Annotated in this window: 19 protein-coding genes; 5 read left to right on the top strand and 14 right to left on the bottom strand. The window is 60.1% G+C overall.

Going from position 1 to position 19,781, the window contains the following annotated elements; translation table 11 throughout:
* The first annotated feature begins 48 nt into the window (after positions 1–48).
* Positions 49–849: a site-specific integrase gene (locus tag NNL39_RS13040; RefSeq protein ID WP_407665166.1), complete on the top strand. Its 801-nt coding sequence runs from the start codon at positions 49–51 to the stop codon at positions 847–849.
* 172 nt (positions 850–1,021) lie between these two features.
* Here the strand turns inward: NNL39_RS13040 and NNL39_RS06245 are convergent, their stop codons facing one another.
* From NNL39_RS06245 to NNL39_RS06225, 5 genes are all read right to left on the bottom strand, one after another.
* Positions 1,022–1,795, bottom strand: a complete 774-nt coding sequence (locus NNL39_RS06245; RefSeq protein WP_255160825.1) for an SDR family NAD(P)-dependent oxidoreductase — start codon at positions 1,793–1,795, stop codon at positions 1,022–1,024.
* Positions 1,796–2,104: 309 nt separating this feature from the next.
* Positions 2,105–3,406 (bottom strand): family 4 glycosyl hydrolase, encoded by a 1,302-nt coding sequence (locus tag NNL39_RS06240; protein WP_255160824.1) that lies wholly within the window; start codon positions 3,404–3,406, stop codon positions 2,105–2,107.
* Between the two features lie 5 nt (positions 3,407–3,411).
* Complete coding sequence (locus tag NNL39_RS06235; RefSeq protein ID WP_255160823.1) at positions 3,412–4,233, bottom strand: carbohydrate ABC transporter permease; 822 nt, start codon at positions 4,231–4,233, stop codon at positions 3,412–3,414.
* The gene (locus NNL39_RS06230) at positions 4,230–5,138 is read right to left on the bottom strand and encodes a carbohydrate ABC transporter permease (protein WP_255160822.1); all 909 of its coding nucleotides are present in this window, start codon (positions 5,136–5,138) and stop codon (positions 4,230–4,232) included. Before NNL39_RS06230 ends, NNL39_RS06235 begins: the two co-directional genes overlap by 4 nt.
* A 30-nt stretch (positions 5,139–5,168) precedes the next feature.
* The gene (locus NNL39_RS06225; RefSeq protein WP_255160821.1) at positions 5,169–6,452 is read right to left on the bottom strand and encodes an ABC transporter substrate-binding protein; all 1,284 of its coding nucleotides are present in this window, start codon (positions 6,450–6,452) and stop codon (positions 5,169–5,171) included.
* A 190-nt stretch (positions 6,453–6,642) separates the two neighbouring features.
* On the opposite strand from NNL39_RS06225, the gene NNL39_RS06220 reads away from it, so the two are divergent.
* Positions 6,643–7,449, top strand: coding sequence for an SMP-30/gluconolactonase/LRE family protein (locus tag NNL39_RS06220; RefSeq protein WP_255160820.1), 807 nt, complete (start codon positions 6,643–6,645; stop codon positions 7,447–7,449).
* Positions 7,450–7,606: 157 nt separating this feature from the next.
* Here the strand turns inward: NNL39_RS06220 and NNL39_RS06215 are convergent, their stop codons facing one another.
* From NNL39_RS06215 to NNL39_RS06180, 8 genes are all read right to left on the bottom strand, one after another.
* Complete coding sequence (locus NNL39_RS06215; RefSeq protein WP_255160819.1) at positions 7,607–9,241, bottom strand: 6-phosphogluconolactonase; 1,635 nt, start codon at positions 9,239–9,241, stop codon at positions 7,607–7,609.
* A 251-nt stretch (positions 9,242–9,492) separates the two neighbouring features.
* On the bottom strand, positions 9,493–10,221 hold the full coding sequence (locus tag NNL39_RS06210) for a GntR family transcriptional regulator (RefSeq protein WP_255160818.1): 729 nt from the start codon (positions 10,219–10,221) through the stop codon (positions 9,493–9,495).
* Between the two features lie 101 nt (positions 10,222–10,322).
* Positions 10,323–11,789 carry a xylulokinase gene (locus NNL39_RS06205; RefSeq protein ID WP_255160817.1) on the bottom strand — a complete coding sequence of 489 codons (1,467 nt, stop codon included), beginning with the start codon at positions 11,787–11,789 and terminating at the stop codon, positions 10,323–10,325.
* Positions 11,790–11,802: 13 nt separating this feature from the next.
* Positions 11,803–12,225, bottom strand: coding sequence for a secondary thiamine-phosphate synthase enzyme YjbQ (locus tag NNL39_RS06200; protein WP_255160816.1), 423 nt, complete (start codon positions 12,223–12,225; stop codon positions 11,803–11,805).
* Entirely contained in the window at positions 12,222–13,328 is a 1,107-nt protein-coding gene (locus NNL39_RS06195) for a biotin/lipoyl-containing protein (protein ID WP_255160815.1), read from the bottom strand. The genes NNL39_RS06200 and NNL39_RS06195 overlap by 4 nt, the downstream gene beginning before the upstream one ends.
* A complete protein-coding gene (locus NNL39_RS06190; RefSeq protein ID WP_255160814.1) occupies positions 13,325–14,326 on the bottom strand; it encodes an alpha-ketoacid dehydrogenase subunit beta in 1,002 nt (333 codons plus the stop codon). Before NNL39_RS06190 ends, NNL39_RS06195 begins: the two co-directional genes overlap by 4 nt.
* On the bottom strand, positions 14,323–15,321 hold the full coding sequence (locus NNL39_RS06185) for a thiamine pyrophosphate-dependent dehydrogenase E1 component subunit alpha (protein WP_255160813.1): 999 nt from the start codon (positions 15,319–15,321) through the stop codon (positions 14,323–14,325). The genes NNL39_RS06190 and NNL39_RS06185 overlap by 4 nt, the downstream gene beginning before the upstream one ends.
* Positions 15,318–15,776, bottom strand: coding sequence for an RpiB/LacA/LacB family sugar-phosphate isomerase (locus tag NNL39_RS06180; protein WP_255160812.1), 459 nt, complete (start codon positions 15,774–15,776; stop codon positions 15,318–15,320). Before NNL39_RS06180 ends, NNL39_RS06185 begins: the two co-directional genes overlap by 4 nt.
* Before the next feature lie 925 nt (positions 15,777–16,701).
* On the opposite strand from NNL39_RS06180, the gene NNL39_RS13035 reads away from it, so the two are divergent.
* On the top strand, positions 16,702–16,893 hold the full coding sequence (locus NNL39_RS13035; RefSeq protein WP_407665156.1) for a helix-turn-helix domain-containing protein: 192 nt from the start codon (positions 16,702–16,704) through the stop codon (positions 16,891–16,893).
* Positions 16,894–17,231: 338 nt separating this feature from the next.
* The gene (locus NNL39_RS06175; RefSeq protein ID WP_255160811.1) at positions 17,232–17,594 is read left to right on the top strand and encodes a hypothetical protein; all 363 of its coding nucleotides are present in this window, start codon (positions 17,232–17,234) and stop codon (positions 17,592–17,594) included.
* 332 nt (positions 17,595–17,926) lie between these two features.
* On the opposite strand, the gene NNL39_RS06170 is transcribed toward NNL39_RS06175, so the two are convergent.
* Positions 17,927–18,769 (bottom strand): hypothetical protein, encoded by an 843-nt coding sequence (locus NNL39_RS06170; protein WP_255160810.1) that lies wholly within the window; start codon positions 18,767–18,769, stop codon positions 17,927–17,929.
* A gap of 230 nt (positions 18,770–18,999) precedes the next feature.
* On the opposite strand from NNL39_RS06170, the gene NNL39_RS06165 reads away from it, so the two are divergent.
* Positions 19,000–19,431: a MarR family winged helix-turn-helix transcriptional regulator gene (locus tag NNL39_RS06165; protein ID WP_255160809.1), complete on the top strand. Its 432-nt coding sequence runs from the start codon at positions 19,000–19,002 to the stop codon at positions 19,429–19,431.
* Positions 19,432–19,781: the final 350 nt, after the last annotated feature.

Below are 19,781 nucleotides of genomic sequence, written 5' to 3'. Positions count from 1 at the left end.
CTCAACGAGATAAGCGCGGCGGCTGTTCGGGATTGGCACTCGTCGCGGATGCGCGACAGTGGCGCCACCTCGGCGGCGCGAGAAGCGGCTCTGCTTCGCGCCATCCTCTCAACCGCGGTAGAGGACGGGATCATCGAGCGGAACCCTGTCGACTCCAAGTTGAGCCGGTCTACGAGCCGTCGTTCTCATCGCCCACCTACGCTCGCAGAGCTCGCAGTACTCGTCGAAGAAGTTGGCGCCTTTGCGCCGCAGCTCGAACTCGCAGTGCTACTGGCAGCGTATGGTGGGCTCCGCATCTCGGAGTGGCGAGCGCTTCGACGACGCGACATCAGCTTCGACGGCGATCGGGCAACGATCTACATCTCTCGACAGGCCCAATGGATCCCAGGGGAGGGGTGGACGGTCGGTCCTCCGAAGTCCGCTGAAGGAGTGCGCGCTGTTCCGCTCCCGTCTTCGCTCACCGCTCAGGTTCGTAGCCACCTGTCTGCGCACGTCGGCCCGTTCCCCGAGTCCCTCCTGTTCGAGCCCGCGGGCCGATCAACCTTCCTGCACGACTCCCAATTCAACCTGCATTGGAATCGTGCCCGTGAAGTCGCCGGCGTTCGAATAATGGAAGGGGGCCGTTGGGTGAGTGCAGTCCGTGAACATGACCTCCGGCACTTTCACCTTTCCTTCTATGCGGCATCCGGCGCCACGCTCGCTGAGCTGAAGGCCCGCGCCGGACACTCGACTACGCAGGCTGCAATGGTCTACCAGCACGCGGTAGTCGATCGTGGGGCAGAGCTTGCGGACGCGATGCCCTCTTTACCTCTAACCCCTCCTCGGGCGGCACGAATCGGGCATCATTGAGCCCAGCGCCAGTGTGCCGTTCGAAACGTGGGCGCCCGAGCGGCGGGACGTGCTAGACGACTCTTCTCCGTTGCGGAAACCAGCATGGGAGCGGATTGCCCTCGCTTCGGCGCGATCGACTCTCAGCCCGACTGCCGTGGAGTAGTTGAGCTGCCTTCGTTGCCCGGGAGACCTAGAGCGTTGCGAGTAAGCCTCCATCGACAACCACTTCGGCGCCCGTCATGAAGCTGGCTTCGGAACTCACAAGGAACCTGACAACCTTGGCCACGTCATCCGCGGTACCCAGCCGTCCAAGTGGTTGGGCCTCTGCCCAGTCACGCACTTGGCCTTCCACATCGTTGGGTCGTGCGATTCTCGCTGAGCTCCTGAGAAACGGAGTGTCGATCGCGCCGGGGTGGACTGAGTTGACTCGGATGCCCCTTCCTCCGAGCTCGACCGCAAGGGATCTCGTCATCGCTGCAAGAGCGCCCTTGCTTGCCGCATACGCGGCAGCACCGCCCGAACTCGCTTTCGCGTGGACTGACCCGATGAGTGTGATTGACGGATTTCGTGCACCAGAGGCCTCCGGGACGTACGCTCGAATGAGCCCCGCCGCGCTGAAGAGGTTCACACGGAAGACGTCTTCCCAGTCGGAATTCGTGAGCTTCTCTATGTCGTTGTGCCGGGTGATGCCAGCACAATGCACAAGGATCGACGGGCAACCGATCGCCTTTGCGGCGGCCACAATCACTCCCGGACTAGCCGGGTCCAGTAGATCTGCAATGCACTCGTGAACGTTGGGGCCTGGCGGGCGGCTTCCTTGTCCCATCGGGACTACATCGACCGCCAGGACTGTGCGCGCTTCGAAGGCCAACTGCTCGACACAGGCGCGCCCGATTCCCGACGCTGCTCCTGTCACCACACAGACCTCGGGGATTCCCTGTGTGCGATTCAACTCTCGACCCATTGATCCCGAAGCGGCGCCGTGAGAACACTCGAGTGAAAAACGCCTGGGTCGGCCAGGACGTGGACATGATTCCAAAGCTCATCGCACTCCGCATGCCTTTCTCCGGCCATTGTCTCGAGACCACCGAACTCTTCCATCCAGTAATAGGATCGGCGCGGCATAGGGCCCCACCACTGTTGCCAAGTCCTGAGACTCAAGAGTGCGGGATGTGCATCACGAAGGTGTATCGCTAGCGCTTCGAGTGCCCTCTCGCACTCCTCAACTTTGGACTCATTCACTGACCATTGGGCCATGTAGAAGACGCTCATATCAATTGAACCTTTCAAGCAGATCGGCATTGTCCGCAAGCACGGAATCCAGGTACCGGCTGAGATGGGAAGTATCGCTTACGACGGGATCAAGCATCAGGGCTTCCATCGCGAACTCTCTGTTGCCGTGGACTGCGGCTTCAACTGCCAAGTCCTGGATCTCGAGTTCGCGGCGACAAATGGAAGCAGCCCTCTCTGGCAGATCGCCGACTTCAGTTCCCGAAGCCACTCGCTCAACGACCTGGCCTGGGACTTCTACGATCGCCTCTTTCGGAAGGTTCGCTATGTACCCGTCATTCGGGAGGATGAAGGAGGGGCGTTGCAAGGCGGCGCCTTGATGGAGTGCCGCGATGAGGTCTGGGGAAGATTGCCCGTGCTGGCCTTCGTACGAGGGCTGGCTCAACAGAGCGATGGCAGCTTCTGCAGAAGCGCTGGCCCGCTCTATTTCGCTGACAACTGAGACTCGTTTCTGTGCGAATGCAACAAAGTCATAGCCGGAAGTGCCGATGAGTGCGGCCGCGTTCGCGAAGAACTCTCCAACGTGGCGATCGTCTGGGAGCGGAAAGGAACCGGTTTCTTGCCACACCTGCTTACAGAATCGCCATTGATCGGGCACCACGTGACTCAGCTTGAACTCGAACGAGTCCAGGCGTGAAACTCCGTCGACGTTGATATCCATGAGCCAAGTCAGGTGGTTCACTCCGCCGACCTTTAGCTGAACGCGCTCGGGGTCCATTTCAAGGAAGTCGGCAATCCAAGATCTCGACTCCGCGACTCCATGACAAAGGCCGATTGCCCGCACCGAGGTATATCGCTTCAGGGCCAGGCACACGCGGTTCTCGGGGTTCGTATAGTTGAGAAACACCGCATCCGGGGAGTGTGCACTCACCTCGTCAACCACATCGAGCACCAAGGGCACTGCGCGAAGCGTGTGCGACAGACCCCCTGGACCAGCGTTCTCTCCGAGGACGCTTTCAAAGCCGAATTCAAGAGCTCTTCGGTGATCAGCCTGCCAACGACGGTCTCGGTCGACGGCCACCGAAACGACCACGAAGTCGACTTGATCTTCGACCTCGCCGGCCTGACTTCTGGAACGCACGTTGACGCCCAGCCCACTCACGTCGCTCAGGCTCATGGCGAGTCTGGTCATTCGATCCAGAGCTTCCTGATTGCTGTCGACCAGCCAGAGCGTCGAGCCACGCATTGCTGCTAGGCGGAAGTAGTCCTGTAGGAAAGCCAAACCGAAGATGACGCTTCCGACGCCCACGACCATCACGATCGGCGGCCGATTCTGGGGTTCCATTCCCACTACTCCTTAATCGCTCCTGAAAGCATTCCTCTGATGAACTCGCGCTGCAGAAACGCGTAGAGCGCGACGACGGGTAGGGCAACCAAAATCGATCCTGCGGCGATGAGAGTGAAGTCCGCGCTGAACTGTCCCTGGAACTGAGTGAGGGAGAGAGGCGCGGTGCGAATCGAGGGCGATGACAACATGACCAAGGCCAGCAAGAAGTCGTTCCACGTCCACATGAACATCAGAAGGACTAGAACTACGATCGCAGGCCGCACGCTCGGTACAAGCACTTTCCACAGGATCTGCCAGGAGGAAGCCCCGTCCATGGTGGCTGCTTCCACGAGTCCGGCGGGCAGTGACCGCAAAGCGGCGCGCATCCAGAACGTTCCAAACGCAAGGTGTAGAGCAGCGAGAGGCAACGCGACTGACCACCACGTGTTCGTTAGACCTAGGTCTCGCATTGTGTAGAAGAGAGGAATGACCAGGGCCTCCAGCGGCATCATCAGGCCCAGCAAGAAGCCCATGAAGATCCAGCGCTCGCCGGGCACACGCAATGAGCCCAGGGCATAGCCGTTCAAGATCGAAACGGTGGCGGCAAGGGGCACCACGATCGCAACGATCACGAAGCTGTTGAGGAGCGACTGGCCGAATCCGCCCAGATCCCAGGCGCGGGCAAAGTTGTCCCATCGCAAGCCGCCGCTTAACTCGATGCTTCCACCCAGCGAACCCGGGTCGCGCAATGCGAAAAGCAGCGCAATTGCAATTGGAGCCACTCCAGAAATTCCGGCCAGTACGAGAATCGCAACGCCGGTAGCTCGCTCGAGCTTGCCGATCATGCCTCGCGCCTCTCAAACAGTCGACTGACGATCAGGGTCAAGGCGAGGATGGCCACGGTGATGATCACGGCTAGAGCTGAAGCGCCGCCAACGTCTCCGAGAACAAAAGCCCTCCGATACACCTCAAGGGCCGGGACTAGAGTCGAATCACCTGGGCCACCTCGAGTCATGTTGAAGACCAAGTCGAAGTTTCGTAGTCCTGTGATTAGGGTCAGTACGGCTGCGACAGCGATTTCCATCCGAATCGAGGGAAAAGTGACGGTTGAGAGTTCCCGCCAGAATCCAGCTCCATCCATCTTGGCCGCGTCGAACAGCTCCTGTGGGATCCTCTGAATGCCGGCCAACAAGAGAAGCATGCACAGGCCGTACTGAGTCCACGTCGCAACCACGCCTACAGATGGCAGGGCGAAATCGAAATCGCCGAGCCAAGGACGAGCGAGTTCATCAAGCCCCACTGCCCGAAGCAACCCATTGATGGTGCCGGAGTTCGGCTCGAAGATGAGAGCCCACACCTGCGCGACCACGACGACCGCAACCACTTGCGGCAGGAATATCATCGCGCGAACGGTTCCAAGTCCAGTGAACACCGATCGCGACGCGACCACGGCAAGGAAGAGCCCTATAGACAACGGAAGCACGCAATAGAAGAACAGCAATTGCGCGGCGTTACCGAACGCGACCTGAACGCTTCGGTCAGAGAGGATTCTCAAGTAGTTCTCTGCTCCTACCCAAGCAGCTTCACCTACTCCGTTCCAGCGGTACGCCGACCAATAGACGGTCATCAGAAGGGGAGCCAATACGAAGCAACCGAAGAGGAGAACTCCTGGCAGCAAGTACAGGTAGTGCTTCCAACGCTTGTGGGATCGGCGGGGCCGAACCGCTTGCACGTTGTCTCCCGTGCTCACGGCTCGGCCCCTTCGCGTTTCAGTCACAGCTCAGCTACCGGGCACAAAGCTCGCGTAGTCGGTCTGAATGCGTGACACATACTCCGGGACGGTGAGTTGACCCGCCATCAGCTCCTGCGTAGAGGCCCCAAGGCTCTGCAGGAGGGGCGGAGCCGCGTAGTCGAGGAACGGCACGAAGCCGTCTCGACCACTGAGCGCCGCCCAGTCGTCATAGATCGACTGCTGGAGAACACTCCCGGCCGGCACATCGGTTGCAAGCAGCGGCAGTCCTCCTGCTTCTGCCAGCACCTCAGCAGCCCGAGGGCCGGTGATGAAGTCGAGATACAGTGCGGCCTCGTCGGGGTGCGAGGCGTTCGTTGGGATGCCGTAGGTGTAGCCCGCACCGCCTTGGACGAACGGTTCGGATCCATCGACGGTCGGAAACAGGAACATGCTGACGTTGTCCCCCATCGCCTCCGCGATCTGCGCAGCAAACCAGGTGCCCTGGATGAAGAAGACGCCCTCGCCACTTGTGAACTGACTGACTGCATCGTCGACGCTGACCCCTGAGCAACCATCAGCGAACGAGCCGTTGCCTGACATTTCCGCCAGAGCTTCCGCAGCTTGAATGGTTTCTTCCGTCTCGAAGCTTCCCTGCCCGGTGCCCGCTCCGTAGATGAACGACTCGACGTCGGATTTCGGCGCGAACGCGGATTGCAGTGCGCCCATCAAGTGAATTGACGGCCACTGCTCACGCACGCCACACTGAATGGGGATCTCGCCTGCTGCGCTCGCTTCTTCAACGATTGCGAGAAATTCCTCGTAAGTGCTGGGAACCTCGGCGCCTAGTGCGGCGAGCTTCTCTACGTTGTAGTACACGCCTACGTACTGCCCCGCGTAGGACAGGCCGAAGACGCTGCCGGTGCCGAACTCAGAACCGTCGGCGCTGAAGCTGGCCTCACGCAAGACAGCCGGCGCAAAGCGCTCGTCCCAGCCGAACTGCTCTACGTACTCGTCGAGCGCGAGCAACTGACCCGCCTCAACGAATCGGCCCATTTGTGTCCATCCGCGGTTTACCGGAATGATGTCCGGCGGCGCAGGGTCGGTCACTGAGAGCGGGACCGTTGCGGTGAGGTCCTCGAAAGACTTCGAGACTCTCTCGATGGTGATGTTCGGGTACTCCTGCTGAAACTCCTCGTTGAGCGTGTCGAGCATGACGTCTGGTGCGCCGCCGGTCTCGCCGTCCCACACGGTCAGCGTCACTGGCCCGTCGACGGGTTCCTCGACGCCTGAACCCGAGCCCGGAGCGCATCCCACTGCTGCGATGAGCGTCACGGCGACAAGCGCCGTGGAGCCGGCCATACGACGGTCGATTGCCCGCCTAGCCGCACTTGTGTGTGCCATTCTTGCCTCCTCTTTGAGACACCTAGATGTCAGAAATGGATCGCGAAACCTCCTGGCGCTCGCGATTGGGATACACACAACCACACTCGTGTAGTCATGTCAACTGTTGTATACCTGAAGCATGATGATCAGTTCTTTGAAGCTCGACTTTACGATCCTGGCGGGTGGTTTGAGTTCACCCGAATGCGTTACGTGGCGAGGCTGGAAGGGGGATCTGATCGCTGGCGGAGCAGACGGCTCGCTCTATTCGATCGACATGGACGGGAAGGTGTCGACCCTGGCCAACACCGGCGGGCAGATACTCGGGGTTGTCGCAGATTCCTATTGGGGAGTAGTCGCATGCGATGTCGGCAACGGCATCGTGTGGCGCTTCGACGATGAGGGCCGAAGCAGCATCGTTGCCGAGCTCCCAAATTGCAACTTTGCCTCTGTGGGCCCAGAAGGGGACCTGTTCGTATCGACCCCTTTTCCCGATGACACCGAGAGGAGCGCGATCATGCGAATAGACCGAGTCAGCATGGCCGCGACTCGGTGGATGGGCGAAGACTTAGCGTTTCCGAACGGGCTCCTATGGCCGCGATCAATCGATGGCATGTTTGTGCTCGATACGGATCGCCATCAGTTGATTCGTGTTCCATGCGATACCAACGGAATACGAACTGGCGACGTCGAACGAGTGTCATTCTTGGGGCCGATCTCGGTGGACGGCATGTGCGAGTTAGAAGATGGTTCGATAGTTGTCGGTTGCTACGAGCCCAGCATCCTTGTTCACTACGTGCGCGGAGAGTCACCGCTGGCAGTGGTCCCCGAGGGTGTCGTGCTTTATCGCCCGACTAACCTGTGTCGATTCGGTGCAGAACTTCGCTACTTGGCAGTTGCTTGTATGGGAAGTGGCCAGATCGTTGTTTCGGAGCTCCCACCCATCTAGCTATGGCATCGCATGGGATGCTTGCCCGCCACCCCATGTCGCTCTGGCGCCGAGTTGTGCTGACTCCACCCCCCAGATTCAGATAGGTGAGCCTCGTCGCGTTTAGATGGCGACCACGCGGCAGTGGGGAGGTGGCGTGAGAGCGAGACATTCGCTCCTAAAGTCTTGAATTCCCCCTGAGCGTGCTCGCGGCGTAGGTATCAAGTACGGTGATCGTCTGTTTCAACCTGCAGATTTGGGAGGCGGGGAGCGCGGGTGATTTGGGCCCTAGCAGGCTCTTGGCCACCACCGTACTCTTCGAAAAGCCAGTGGCGATTACGAGAATCTCTTCCGAGGCTGCGATGTCCTTGATGCCGAGGGTCATGCCGAGCCGTGGCTTCTCCCCCACAAAGTCGGAAAAGTAGCTGGTTGCTGTCTGAGATGTGCTTTCCTCGAGCTCTACCACCCGAACGGACGTATGAGTATCTGATCCTGGTTCGTTGTATCCAATATGACCATTTGCACCGATGCCAACCAGCGCAATTCCACATCCTCCAATCTCACTGATGAGCGAAGCGACACGAGAAGTCTCGTCTTTTGGTGAAGTGGTAGTTGAGTCGAACGTGATCAAGCCCGCTGGCGGACTCTCCAGGTGATCGAGGATCTCTCTTTGCAGGATGTGCAGAAATGAAAGCTCCTGTTTCACACCCACCATTTCGTCGAGTTGTATCAGGGTTGCCGCCGACAAGGACAGCCGACCTGACCTAACTGCAGCGCGCATAGCCGAGTACACCGGGCGCATGGTGTCGCCGGTTGGGAGGACTATGCGGGGATGTGGGGTGCGGTCACAATAAGCGACTAAGCGATCCACTACCGCTCGTGCAACGGCACCCGGGTCAGGCATCGTGAGGACTCGAGCAAGGGGACCGGCCCCGCCCGGGGACGCGCGACCGGCAATCCGCGCTGCGCCCAAGAGTGGGTCGCCAGAGGACTGACGGGAGGCGCCCGATAGCGCGACCACGCGCTCTGCGAACTGCGGTTGCGCTCGTGCGAGTCCGCCCGAGAGGGCAATCGCCACTCCGCTTCCCATTCCTTGGGCGAGTCTTTCGTACAACTCCACCGCACGTCGAGCCGAACTGTCGATCGCTGCAGCGGCGGTGTGGTCACCTCGTGCAGCGAGTTCGAAGACGAACGGCGCGTGACTGGCGATGTCCGCGCTGGAAGCACTGAGGACCTCAGAAAAGACGTCCATGGCATCTGTGACGCCGAACTGCGCACAAGTCATTTGAAGAGTGCGTGGGTCCGCCGAGTCGACATCTATGGTCTTCGCCAGCGCCGTCAAGAACTGGAGGACCACGTCGCATGCGCTTCCCTCATCGGAGATCAGCCAACCGAGACCGCCAGCTCGACGGTATGTCTCGTCTCGACCAACCGACCACGCCACCGAACCGGTACCGAGAGACAAAGCGATAAGGGGCGGCGCCTCCTCGGCACCAACCGCCAGTAAGAGCCCATCATTGACGACGACCACTTCGATTGGGTGCGGAAACAACTGTCGCAGTGCATCTTGGAAGACGTTGGCGCTGGCGTCGCTATCGACACCAGCCGCACCCGCGCATACTGCAGAGACCCGCACAGGGACGACGGAGGCGAGAAGCTCGTCGGTAGCCTTGCGAATTCGAGTTGCCGCGAGTTCAGCGCTTACGCGATCGTGAACCAAGACGCCCTTAGTCGTCCGTTCACCGAGTAGCGACTCCTTATGGAACACACCTACGCGAATCTTGGAAGCGCCGGCATCGATGCCGACTCGCACAGTCTCTTCACGAATAGGACGCATTCCCGTCGAGCTCCTTCTAATCTGCGACCCCCGAGCAAGGCACCATGAGCGCACAATAGGTCAGATGCAGTATATACACGTAATTACGTTTAGACCAGAGCGCGGCAACGGGCGAGCATCGCCACACGAGGCAAGCGGCCACGTCTGTAGAGACCCTTGGGCACGAGTCGACAGCAAACTACGCGAGTAGGGAAAGCTGTCCGCGCAAGATTTGAGCTGCCTCGCTGCTAGTCAGCCGACGACTTGATTTCTAGTTTGATGTCATGACTGTCTCCGGAGGCTAGAGAGAACCGGAAGCGGTCGCCACGATAATGGGCGCGAGTGAATCTCAGCGGATTCGAAGCCGAACCGAACCCGACACCGGAGACCTTGATCATTGGCGAACCGGGAGCGCACTGGAGTAGCTCGGCGATTGACTCATCACAAACGACAGCCTCAACGTAGTCCTGAGTCGTTGAAACCTCGTGGCCGAGATCAGCCATCAGGGCATTGAGACTCTCAGACAGGCTGTAATCCAGGACTGCCACTAATGATGCAGGAAGCCAACTCTCGTGGAGCGCCGCCGGCGCGCCATCAACGAGACGAACTCGGCTGACGTGGACTACTACAGATCCCGGGGCGACTCCGAGCGCTGCTGCGATGTCAGCGTCCGCTCTATCTATTGCCGCTTCGACGACTTCTGTCCGGATGTCATGTCCAGCACTCGACATGGCGGTTGAGAAGCTCAGTTGCGTAGACAGTCCGTATGGGATTCGGAGATCTGCGACGTAGGTTCCCTTACCTTGTCGCCGGAACAGCAACCCATCTCGTACAAGCGTCTCAATCGCCTTTCGCGCCGTCATCCTGCTTACCGAGAAGGACTCGGCGATTTCTGTCTCCGATTCAATACGGGAGAGAGGCTGAAGCTCGCCGCTGGCGATCCGGTGTCGAAGGCTGGATTCGATTTGCTCGTACAAGGGGACATGCGATGCGCGAGACCCGTTCAGTGCTCCCATCAGCGGCCACTCCCCTCGCAACTAGTTCATTTAGCCGAACCCTGTATAGCAACGTACACGCACTAAACCATGTTGGATGTCGCAGGGATCGAGCGTGGCGCGCCCGCGGACGGCGGATGGACCGCGAGCGCGCCTGCCTCCTCTTGCCTTCTCTGGTAGTCGAGCCGAGCGGCGCGCAGGTCATTCGCAGGCTGGACGATATCTGCGAACACGTCCCTTCCGATCGCCTCGTCCAAGTCCGCGCCGAGGCTCAGGCAAGCCAGAACCGCAGCGCCGCGGGCTGGTTCTGCCGTTCGGACAATGCGAGCCGGCCTGCGGATCGACGACGACAAGATGCCGGCCACCTCGGTTCGTTGAAACCCTCCACCACTAAGGCGGACATCAAGTGTCCGGTTGCCCATGATGATCTCGAGGTACTCGAGAGCATCAGTGAGCGAGAAGCACATGCCTTCTAGTACCGCTCTGGCAACGTCTGCTCGAGTGTGATGAAGCTCTAGTCCCTGAATGCTTCCTTGAACATCGCGGCGCCACAGGGGCACTCGCTCTCCGTCGAGGTGTGGAAGAAACCGAACTCCCGCTGCTCCCGGCACAGAGCCTCGCGCGAGTTCGACTACGTCTTCTCCCAGAATGGACGACATCCACAAGACCGAGCTCCAGGCTGTGCTCGTGGGTGCCACGAGATACCAGCCGCCCCCCGCCACGTGTGGATAGATGAGTGCCCGCTGATTGTCGATGGGAGACCCTACGACGGTCACGGCGGTGCCGCTTGAGGCCGCCTTGATCAAGACAGGTCCAGAGCTCACTACGCCGGCGGCAAGCAACTCACAGGCAGTGTCGGTTCCCCCGACAATGACGGGAATGCCTGGCCGAAGCCCAACAAGTCGAGCAGCGTCCTCCTGCAGTGTGCCGACTACTTCACGACTCTCTGCCACTCGTGGCAAGTTGTCGATCTTGAGCCTCGCTTCTGCAATCAAGTCGGAACACCATTCGAACGAGACAGGATCAAAGAAGCCAGTTCCAGCGGCGGTCGAAGGATCGGTAACGTGTTGGCCGGTCATCCAGGCCAGCAGGGCCCCGTGTCCTAGATCAATCCGGTCTGGGCGCCAGGCGTCGCCAAGGGATTCAGCAAGCCATCGCGTCTGGACGATAGTCCAGGTGCTGTCTACGGTCACTCGAGTTCGCTCGCGGATCTCTCCCCGCAAGCTGTCTGGCATGTCCCGAAGCACCGCGTCTGGCCGAGCATCGGACCACAGGATGATCGGCGGGGAGTCGTTGCGCCCGTGTAATGAGATCACAGCGTTGTGCGCCGCGCTTGTGAGCGCGATGCACACGACTTCGCAATTGCCTTCTAGAGAAGCGGCCACCTCGCCAAGGACGTGAACTGCCGACCCGATCCAGTCGCCGAGGAGCTGCGTGCGCCCGCCATCGTGTGTGCGACGTGTCTCGAGGGCGCGAGTTGCGTGCGCCACAGATTGACCGGTCGAAGGGTCGAGCGCAACTGCTCTAACGCCGCCAGTGCCGATGTCCACGCCGACTACGACTTCAGTGAGCGCCACTTGACTCCTGAGCCGTCAGGGGCAGAATCGTGATCGTGCGGTCTTTCGGACCATCCAACTCTAGAAGCACGATGCGCTGGTATCGGCCAAGGTCGATCACGCCTGACTCCGCGAAGACGACAATCGCTGTGCCGAACATTGCAGAGAGGATGTGTGCGCTGGCATTGGGAACGTCGTTGCGAATGTGGGAGAAAGGCTCGAAGGGCGCCAGCAGTTCGGAGCTCAGTCGCTCGTAGTCGGAAAGAAGTTCGTCATCTACCTCGCTGAGTATGAGCGCACACGTGGTGTGCGGAACGCTGACATGTACGGGGCCAGATTGGCCTTCCAACAGTTCTGAAATCAAGTCAGTTACATCCACCGCGCTGCGGGAAGATGTAGTGGACACCAGTGCCCGCCTCTTGCTGTTCATGTCTTCTCCTTCAAGAATGTCGCAACGCTATCGAGAAAGCGAGCCGCGTCAGCAAGATCGATGCATCGATGATCAACCGTCAGTGTCAGTCCAAGGTCAGTAGAAGTCGATACGGCGACGATCATCGCTGAGTCTCCGTGAGGCAGGATGCTGGAGCCTGTCATGGGTGAGTCGGCATCAATCCACATGACCGTGAGCGAACGTTCGTCATGGTCTTCTGGGAGAAGTACTCCACGCTGGGCCCGCGATCGCGCAGCATCTACTTCCTTTAATTGATCAGACGGCGCCTTCTCGTTGCCGTCGACCCGGGTGAGAACGAGTCCTGAAGGCGTTTTCCACAGCAGCCCCACGCTGACGCCAGGGCGTTCGACGGCGTTCTGACCGTCCCACCGAACGTTGATGTCTCGCACCGCTGAGAGTGCCACCGTTGACGCCAAGACCAAGTTGTGCACCGTAAGCGTGCGCACCCGAGGATCGGCCGCAATCGAAGTAGACAAGCTCGCGTGCGGTGCCTGCAACCAACTTGCCATCGAGGATGTAGCCATCACTCTCCGCCTGGCAGCCCGAATCGCAGTCGTTTCATTCAGGGCAGGCTCACGCGCGGTCCCGCTGGAACGGCTCGGATCTTGGCTTGTGGATCGGATTGTGTCAGTTGTAACCCATTGACCACGTGAGGTGTTCGGGACGGCGATGCCAAGGTCCCGTGCCAACCGCTTAGCCTTGGGGCTCACGAACGGCGACGACGAGCCGGCTCCTTCGACGGAGGCTCGGCTCATGGACTCGACTGGAGACTCGTGAGTCGTCAGCTCTACCGCTGGCTTCATCGAAGCGCCTTCTTGAGGAAGGACTGAGACGTCAACAGGCTCGTCGGCAATCTTCGCCACGACCTGACCGCGTTCGACTTCATCGTCGGGAGATGCGGAAAGAGAAACTATGTATCCGCTCTCGCTCGCTTGCACCGACACGTTCGCTTTGGCGGTATCTAGTTCGAAGAGTTCGTCGCCTTCATTGACGAAGTCACCCTCGGAGACGTACCACTGTACGAAGACAACGTCCATGCCTCCCTCTCCGACATCGGGTACGACGACGTTTCGAGTGGTCATGTGCGCACCAACTCCAGAGCTGTCTCTCGAATTCGCTCGGCAGTCGGAACAAGAAGTGGTTCGAGATGAGGTGCAGCCGGAAGGGGCTGGTCGATACCGCTCAGGTGCCCAACGGGGGCATCCAAGTAATGCAGTCCCTGTGCGGCAACAGCGCTCACAACAGCCGAACCCCACCCGCCGAGACGTGGGCCCTCCTCCACAACAAGAAGCCTGCTAGTGCGCGAAACGGACTCGAGCACAGCATCGATATCGAGAGGCGCCAGCCAGCGCATGTCGATGACCTCGGCAGAGATTCCAGCACTCTCGAGTTCGAGCGCGGCAGTCATGGCCCTGTGAGTCATCAGCAGGCTCGACACGATGGTGACGTCGGCGCCGGTGCGCCGTGTTGCCGACCGGCCGATCGGAATCGTGTAGGACTCAGATGGCACTTCCTGAACAACATCGTGCCCGTCGATGAGGGATCGACCCTTCGTTCCGTAGAGGTACTTGTGGCTCACGATGAGAACAGGACCGTCGTGGCGCAAAGCCGTGGTCATGCAGCCCTTCGCGTCATATGGAGTCGATGGAGCCGCTACGACCAGCCCAGGAACGCCCGCGAAGATGTTCTCCACAGAGTTGGCGTGCTGCGCACCGCGGCCCGATGCACCGGTGGGTGCATGAAGCACGAGTGGCACCGTGACTTGTCGCCCAGACATGATGTGCATCTTGGTCGCTTGCTGGATGATCTGATCCGCGGCTGGAAGAAGGAAGTCTCCGTACTGGAAGTCCACAACCGGACGCATCCCTGCTATCGCCGCCCCGATGGCCAGACCGACGAATCCGGCTTCGGAGACAGGGGTGTCGCGGATGCGCTCCGCTCCGAACTTTTCGAGGAGACCCAGAGAGAGATGGAATGAGCCCCCGATGCCGATGTCCTCACCCATCATGAAGACCCGCTCATCCGTGCTCAGCTCATGCGTGAGTGCGTCGCGAAGTGCGGCGATGACTGTCGTGCTCACGAGTCGACTTTCCATTCTGCTAGAGGGCTCGCGAATGCCCAAGCAACGGCCTCATCGAGCTCTTCAGAGACCTTCGCTCTGAGTTCTTCGACGTCGCCTCCTGCTCCTTGGGCCACAAGCGTCCGCTCCAATCGCGCAAGGGGGTCTCTCCCCATCCAGAGATCGACTTCTTCCTGGGGGCGATAACTTCCTGGATCGTCTCGCTTGTGACCGCCCTGCCGATACGTGAGGCACTCAATGAAAACTGGGCCGCCGCCTTCGTTTCGGATTCTCTCGACCTCTGCCGCAACGGCCCGTTGCACTGCGAGCACGTCGTTGCCGTCGACCACGAGACTGCGCATGCCATAGGTTGCGGCTCGTGCCGCGAGTGAAGTGTTCTTGAACTGCCGATCGATCCTCGTGCTGATCGAATAGAGGTTGTTCTCGCAGAGGTAAACGACCGGGAGGTTCCACGCTGCGGCCAAGTTCAGACCTTCATGCCAATCGCCTTCTCCAGCTGCGCCGTCGCCCGTGAAGCAGAGGGCGACGCGACGCTCGTTCCGTGCGCGGAAGGCGTAGGCAATCCCAGCCGTTATCGGAATAGAGTCCGCAACAATTGCGATCGCCGGCACCGCACCAACCGACATGTCTCCGACATGAAGCGAACCCCCGTAGCCCCGGCAGCAGCCACCATCACGCGCGAATAGTTCGGCCATCATGCTCGCGGCCGTGACCCCCTTGGCTAGGGCCTGCCCATGTCCGCGGTGAGTAATCGTGATCCAATCTTCGACATTGAGGGGATGACATGCACCAGCCGCACACGCCTCTTGGCCCAAGGAGAGGTGGATCGTCCCTGGAATGTGCCCCTCGAGGAAGCTCTTGTTGACCCGTAGCTCGAACTCGCGGATCCTTAGCATCTGGTGGAAGAGGGTGAGCGCAAGCTCGTGATCGCTGTCGGACACGACTATGTCGGCGTCGAAGTCGATCTCCACGTCATCTCGCAGCAACGCGCTCATGATCGTCCCTCCGCTCCAGCCATCACGCGTTGCTCGATGGCAGCGACCAATTCAACCTTGCTGCCTGAGCGGGCCATGTCGAGTGACCCCTCTAGCCATTCGCGCACAAGAATCGGTGCGACTGAAGCTCCTATGGTCTGCGACCCAAGGCAGAGAACATTGGCGTCGTTGGATCGCGATGCTCTCTGGGCCGAGTAGACATCGGACACCAAGGCCGCTCGCACGCCTGGAAACTTGTTCGCCGTAATCGACATGCCAATTCCGGTGCCACAGATCAGCACCAGTCGATCGACCTGTCCCGCGCGCAGGATCTCGATCGCAGCCTCAGCGACGCTGGGATATGGCCGATCGGGTCCAATTTGTGCTGTCAGATCCTTCAGGCCTAACTCAGCCACCAAGTGATCTTGCAGCGCGCGCCCATTGATGTCGCTCGCGACCCCCACGTTCTCGTTCATCGTTACCTCCGAGACCGAGCATATCTAAACCTGTATAGCTATGTCTATATGACAGTGGACAGGTAGGAACTTCTCCTGGTCGTCCACGTCAAGCTCATGGGCTTTGTGCCTTACCACTAAGGCTTCCTCCCCCGGCAACGTCGCGAAGCACGTCGATCCAGCGGTCTCGCCGGATTCGCCACTGCTCGAGCGCTCGGCTGAAGTGGGCGCACAGCTCTTTCAGTTCTTGCATCTGACTCCTTCTCACCACCGCTGCGGGAGAGTCGCGCTGGGCCGCCATGAGCACTTGTCTCGTCGAATTGATCGCTTCTCGGCAGTTGAACTCGCCGTCGTCGTCTCGCACTCTCTTCATCTGCCGGGGCAAGAGGGGTAGTTGCACCACCATTCGGGCGAAGAAAATTCTCGGGTGCGCCCCACGCTATTCGCACCCCCGCCCGAAGCTGCCCGAGGTCTTTCCGGCGCTGTAAAGAAGCATCGATGCGGTGGCGCGGGTCATGAACAATGCGGAGTTCCCGAAAAGCGGCACTGATGGCACGGCCTCAGGAGAGCCGTGGGCGAATGGCCGCAGCGAGAACCCCCGAGTCTCTCCGCTCGACGTCGGGCACGCACTCTGTAGTGCGTGAGGCAGATAGCGCCCGGTGAGGCTTGTGGCGCGCATCTGGGGCGCGAGGACTCTCCTAACGGTCCGCACGTGACGAGTCGCTCAGGAGTGGTCACCCAGCTGAAAGGTCACACAACTCAAGCGGGGGCCGGCCAACGCCCGAACGAACACGGGTACAGGGATCTCAACCGAGAAACTCCCGGTCCAATCGTGAGCACTACGCCGACTTGTGCGGAACGCACATTTCTGGGAGTTTCCTGAGTGCGGACGTAGCATGGGTTTGCAGGCCACAACTGCAGCCCCCACTGAAAGCTAGGAGCCCCATTGGAACACTTGGATCCGCACTACTCCACCTGGAAGACCGTCAACGAGACCGCCGAACTTCTGAAGGTCAATCCCTCGACAGTGCGCCGCTGGGTAAGCCAGGGCGTCCTCACGGCCGTGCGTATCGGTAAGACGACGCTCCGAGTCGACCTCTCGTCGCTTCGCTACGAGACGATCGGAGCTGCGGCGTGACCTGCAGTGAGGCTTCCACTCTCGCGGAACGCAGCCCTAGCCTCCTCCGCGGATTCTGCATCGTCCACGCCGTTGCGCTCGTCGAGTGCTTGCGTCCCGCCTGGGTTGAGAGAGGGTTATTGACCTCCGGCCGCGGGGCGGAAGGAGACGCTCCCGACGGAGACTTCGAGCAGTACGTCGCTTTGGTGCAACAATTCGAACGTTGCGAAGACTGCCCGGCAATCCCGCGCACGGAGGCATGGGAGCACAGACGCAAACCGTCCCAGCTATTCTCTGCTCGCCTTGGGAACGACTGCTATCGCGAGGCCCGAGCTTCCGCCGACGGGAAATACAAGTCAGTGCCGACGCTGCAGCTCGGGGTCTCCGACACCATTGAAGAGGTGGACGCTGCGGCGATTCTTCACCACGCGTTCTTCCTGGTGGAAAGCGCGTGGGTTTCCGAAATCAACGCTTGGCCACGTTGCGAAAACTGCCCGGTGCCCTCCAAGCCGGCCCCTACGAATCGCGAGAGCAGCGTCGAGGTCGCGGTTCTGCGCGCGATGGCGGATCACGGCGTACCCATGACCATCGGCGACTTGGTCGCTCTCAAGCTCAAGGGCTTCACGAAAAACACGAGCAGCGGAATCATGGCGTCTCTTCTCGAGGCTGGCAAGGTGACCATGTTCACGAAGGGGCCCGCGAAGTACTACGAACTGGCGTGAGTGTCGACAACCAAGAAGGCGGCCCCGGACTTCGAGGCCGCCTTGTTGTTGCTTCCGCCGCCAGCCGAAACGACCGCTTCGCTTGTTCTTTCCTCTTCCGCCCCTTAAGGGCGGAGGAGGAATGAGGAAGGGAAGTAAAGATGAGAGAGATACTTCCTCCCTTCTTCCTCCTCCTCCCCGCCTCGAGCCGACTGCATTGCAGCTCAGATGCGGGTGTTCGCGGCCGAGGATCTCCGCAGCGTCCCCAGGCATTCGCACCTGGTCTGCTAGCGGGCGAAAGGGGCTTCCAAGGCGCGCGGGCACCCCAGTAACTGGCTACGTGAAGCATCTCCTTACTCAGCAACACCTCGAGCCCGGCGAAGGAGCAAGTGCCATTCAGCATCCTCGGCTTCGGGGTACGCCGTTGTAAAGAGTTCCCGAGCCCGCGCTTCGTCCAGACCACGCGCAACCAAGACAACCGCCGCTTCAAACGCCGCGATCAACCGGGCAAGATCGTCGCGGAGACCTGTTAGCTCAACAAGCGCGTCCGATTCCCGGCCACACCAGTTTCGCAAGAGACTCCAGGTCTGTCCCGTTGAAGCTTCGAAGGCCCGCGTCGCCGATGACCCCGTCCACGCCCCGGACCATGCGGACCAGCCACTTTTCTCCTCGGCTTGCACCAATGCCATGACCCGATCCGGCTTGAAACGGCAGGTTCGCTTGGCAATCTCAACCGCGACTTCCCAGCCGTAATGATCGGCGGCGCCTTCGGCGACGTGATCAGCACCCCGCAGAACTCCTTCTAGTCCGCCGCCCATGAAGACGTCGACAAGATCGGCATCGTAAATGGCGATAGTGCCTTTCATTAGCTTGCCTGCACCGATCGCGGCTGCTGGGCGAAAGAACTCGTCTATGACAGCGGTCACGGCCATACGCTCGACGTTGCTCGGCCGGCTGCTGATGGTGCGCCATTGCGCTTCCCGTCGCAGAAAGCGGTCTCGCTCCGGCCAGCGAACCTTCAACCGGCTTGGCGGGACTGAATCAACAACCGACTCTGGGATAGCGGCGTAGGTGATTTCGACCCGGGCCGGCTTCGAGTCGTTGACACCCTGAACCACAACTTCTGTGAGACGGTCGGCGTCGCTGATCCGGTATGCCCAGCGCTCCCCCACCAAAACATCTTTGAGCAATGCCATTCTTGGCTCCTTAGATAGGCCCTGACGGTCTCTTCTGCGTCGGTGTCACCGCTCCAACTCACCTCGGACGGATCCAGCCCGCCCAACGGTCAGCGAAAGTCGCCAAGAAGGTCTTCAGGGTGAATGGTGCTTTCGTGCTGGCGATGTGTGGCATGACCTTCCAATCCGTTTATGTGTGTGTGCACGTTACTATATATGTACTTCCGCACGCAAATCGATAGATTCAAGGCATGTCGACCGAAGCCGAGCAAGCGTGGCGGGCCATCTATCGCGCGTACATGCGCATGGCCCCAACGATCGACAAAGAGCTGAAGAAGCTGGCCGGGCTGACCTATTCGGAGTACGAGGTCCTTGCTCAACTCAAGGCGGCGGCCGGCCCAATGAAGATGGCTGAACTCGCCTCACACGTCGCTGTTACTCGAACGCACGCCAGCCGACTGATTGAGTCGTTGAAGGATGCAGGGTTGGCGACGCACGAAAAGAACCCGTATGACGGACGAAGCTTTCTGGTGGCGATCACAACCGAAGGGTTGCGACGTCTTCAGGAGTCCGCTTCGGCAGTGGAATCCGTGTTCGCCGAAAGCGTCGGGAGTTTCGTGTCGGCCAGCGAGCTTTCTCAGCTGACGGCATGGGCTAATCACGCAGTCGCCAATGACACGTGACATCGGCGGCGAAACGCCTTGGCCTAAGGATGCCAGCACGCGATAGCTGTAGATGGGCCCAGGTCGAAGCAAGAACGAATGCACCGTCCGGCCTTGTCGAACCCGGCGCGACTCTCACCAGTACCTGCATTTGACGCGAAATCCTTGATTGAACTGGGGAATCAGCTCAACCGCGTCAGTCGGCGTTCAGGCCACGCCCACGCGCCGAGTCGCCTGTCGAGCTCGAGTGGCATCAAGCAGGCGGGGCAACTCGGGATACCGACGTCTTTTGCCGCATCCATACGGGGAGATTAGCCAGGTCGAGCATCCGCGGCCTGGAAGCTTCCAGAAAGACTCCAGCACTATCGAGT

The sequence above is a fragment of the Microcella humidisoli genome, assembly GCF_024362325.1.
Taxonomy (GTDB): domain Bacteria; phylum Actinomycetota; class Actinomycetes; order Actinomycetales; family Microbacteriaceae; genus Microcella; species Microcella humidisoli.
This window is presented reverse-complemented; position numbering and strand designations above follow the sequence as displayed.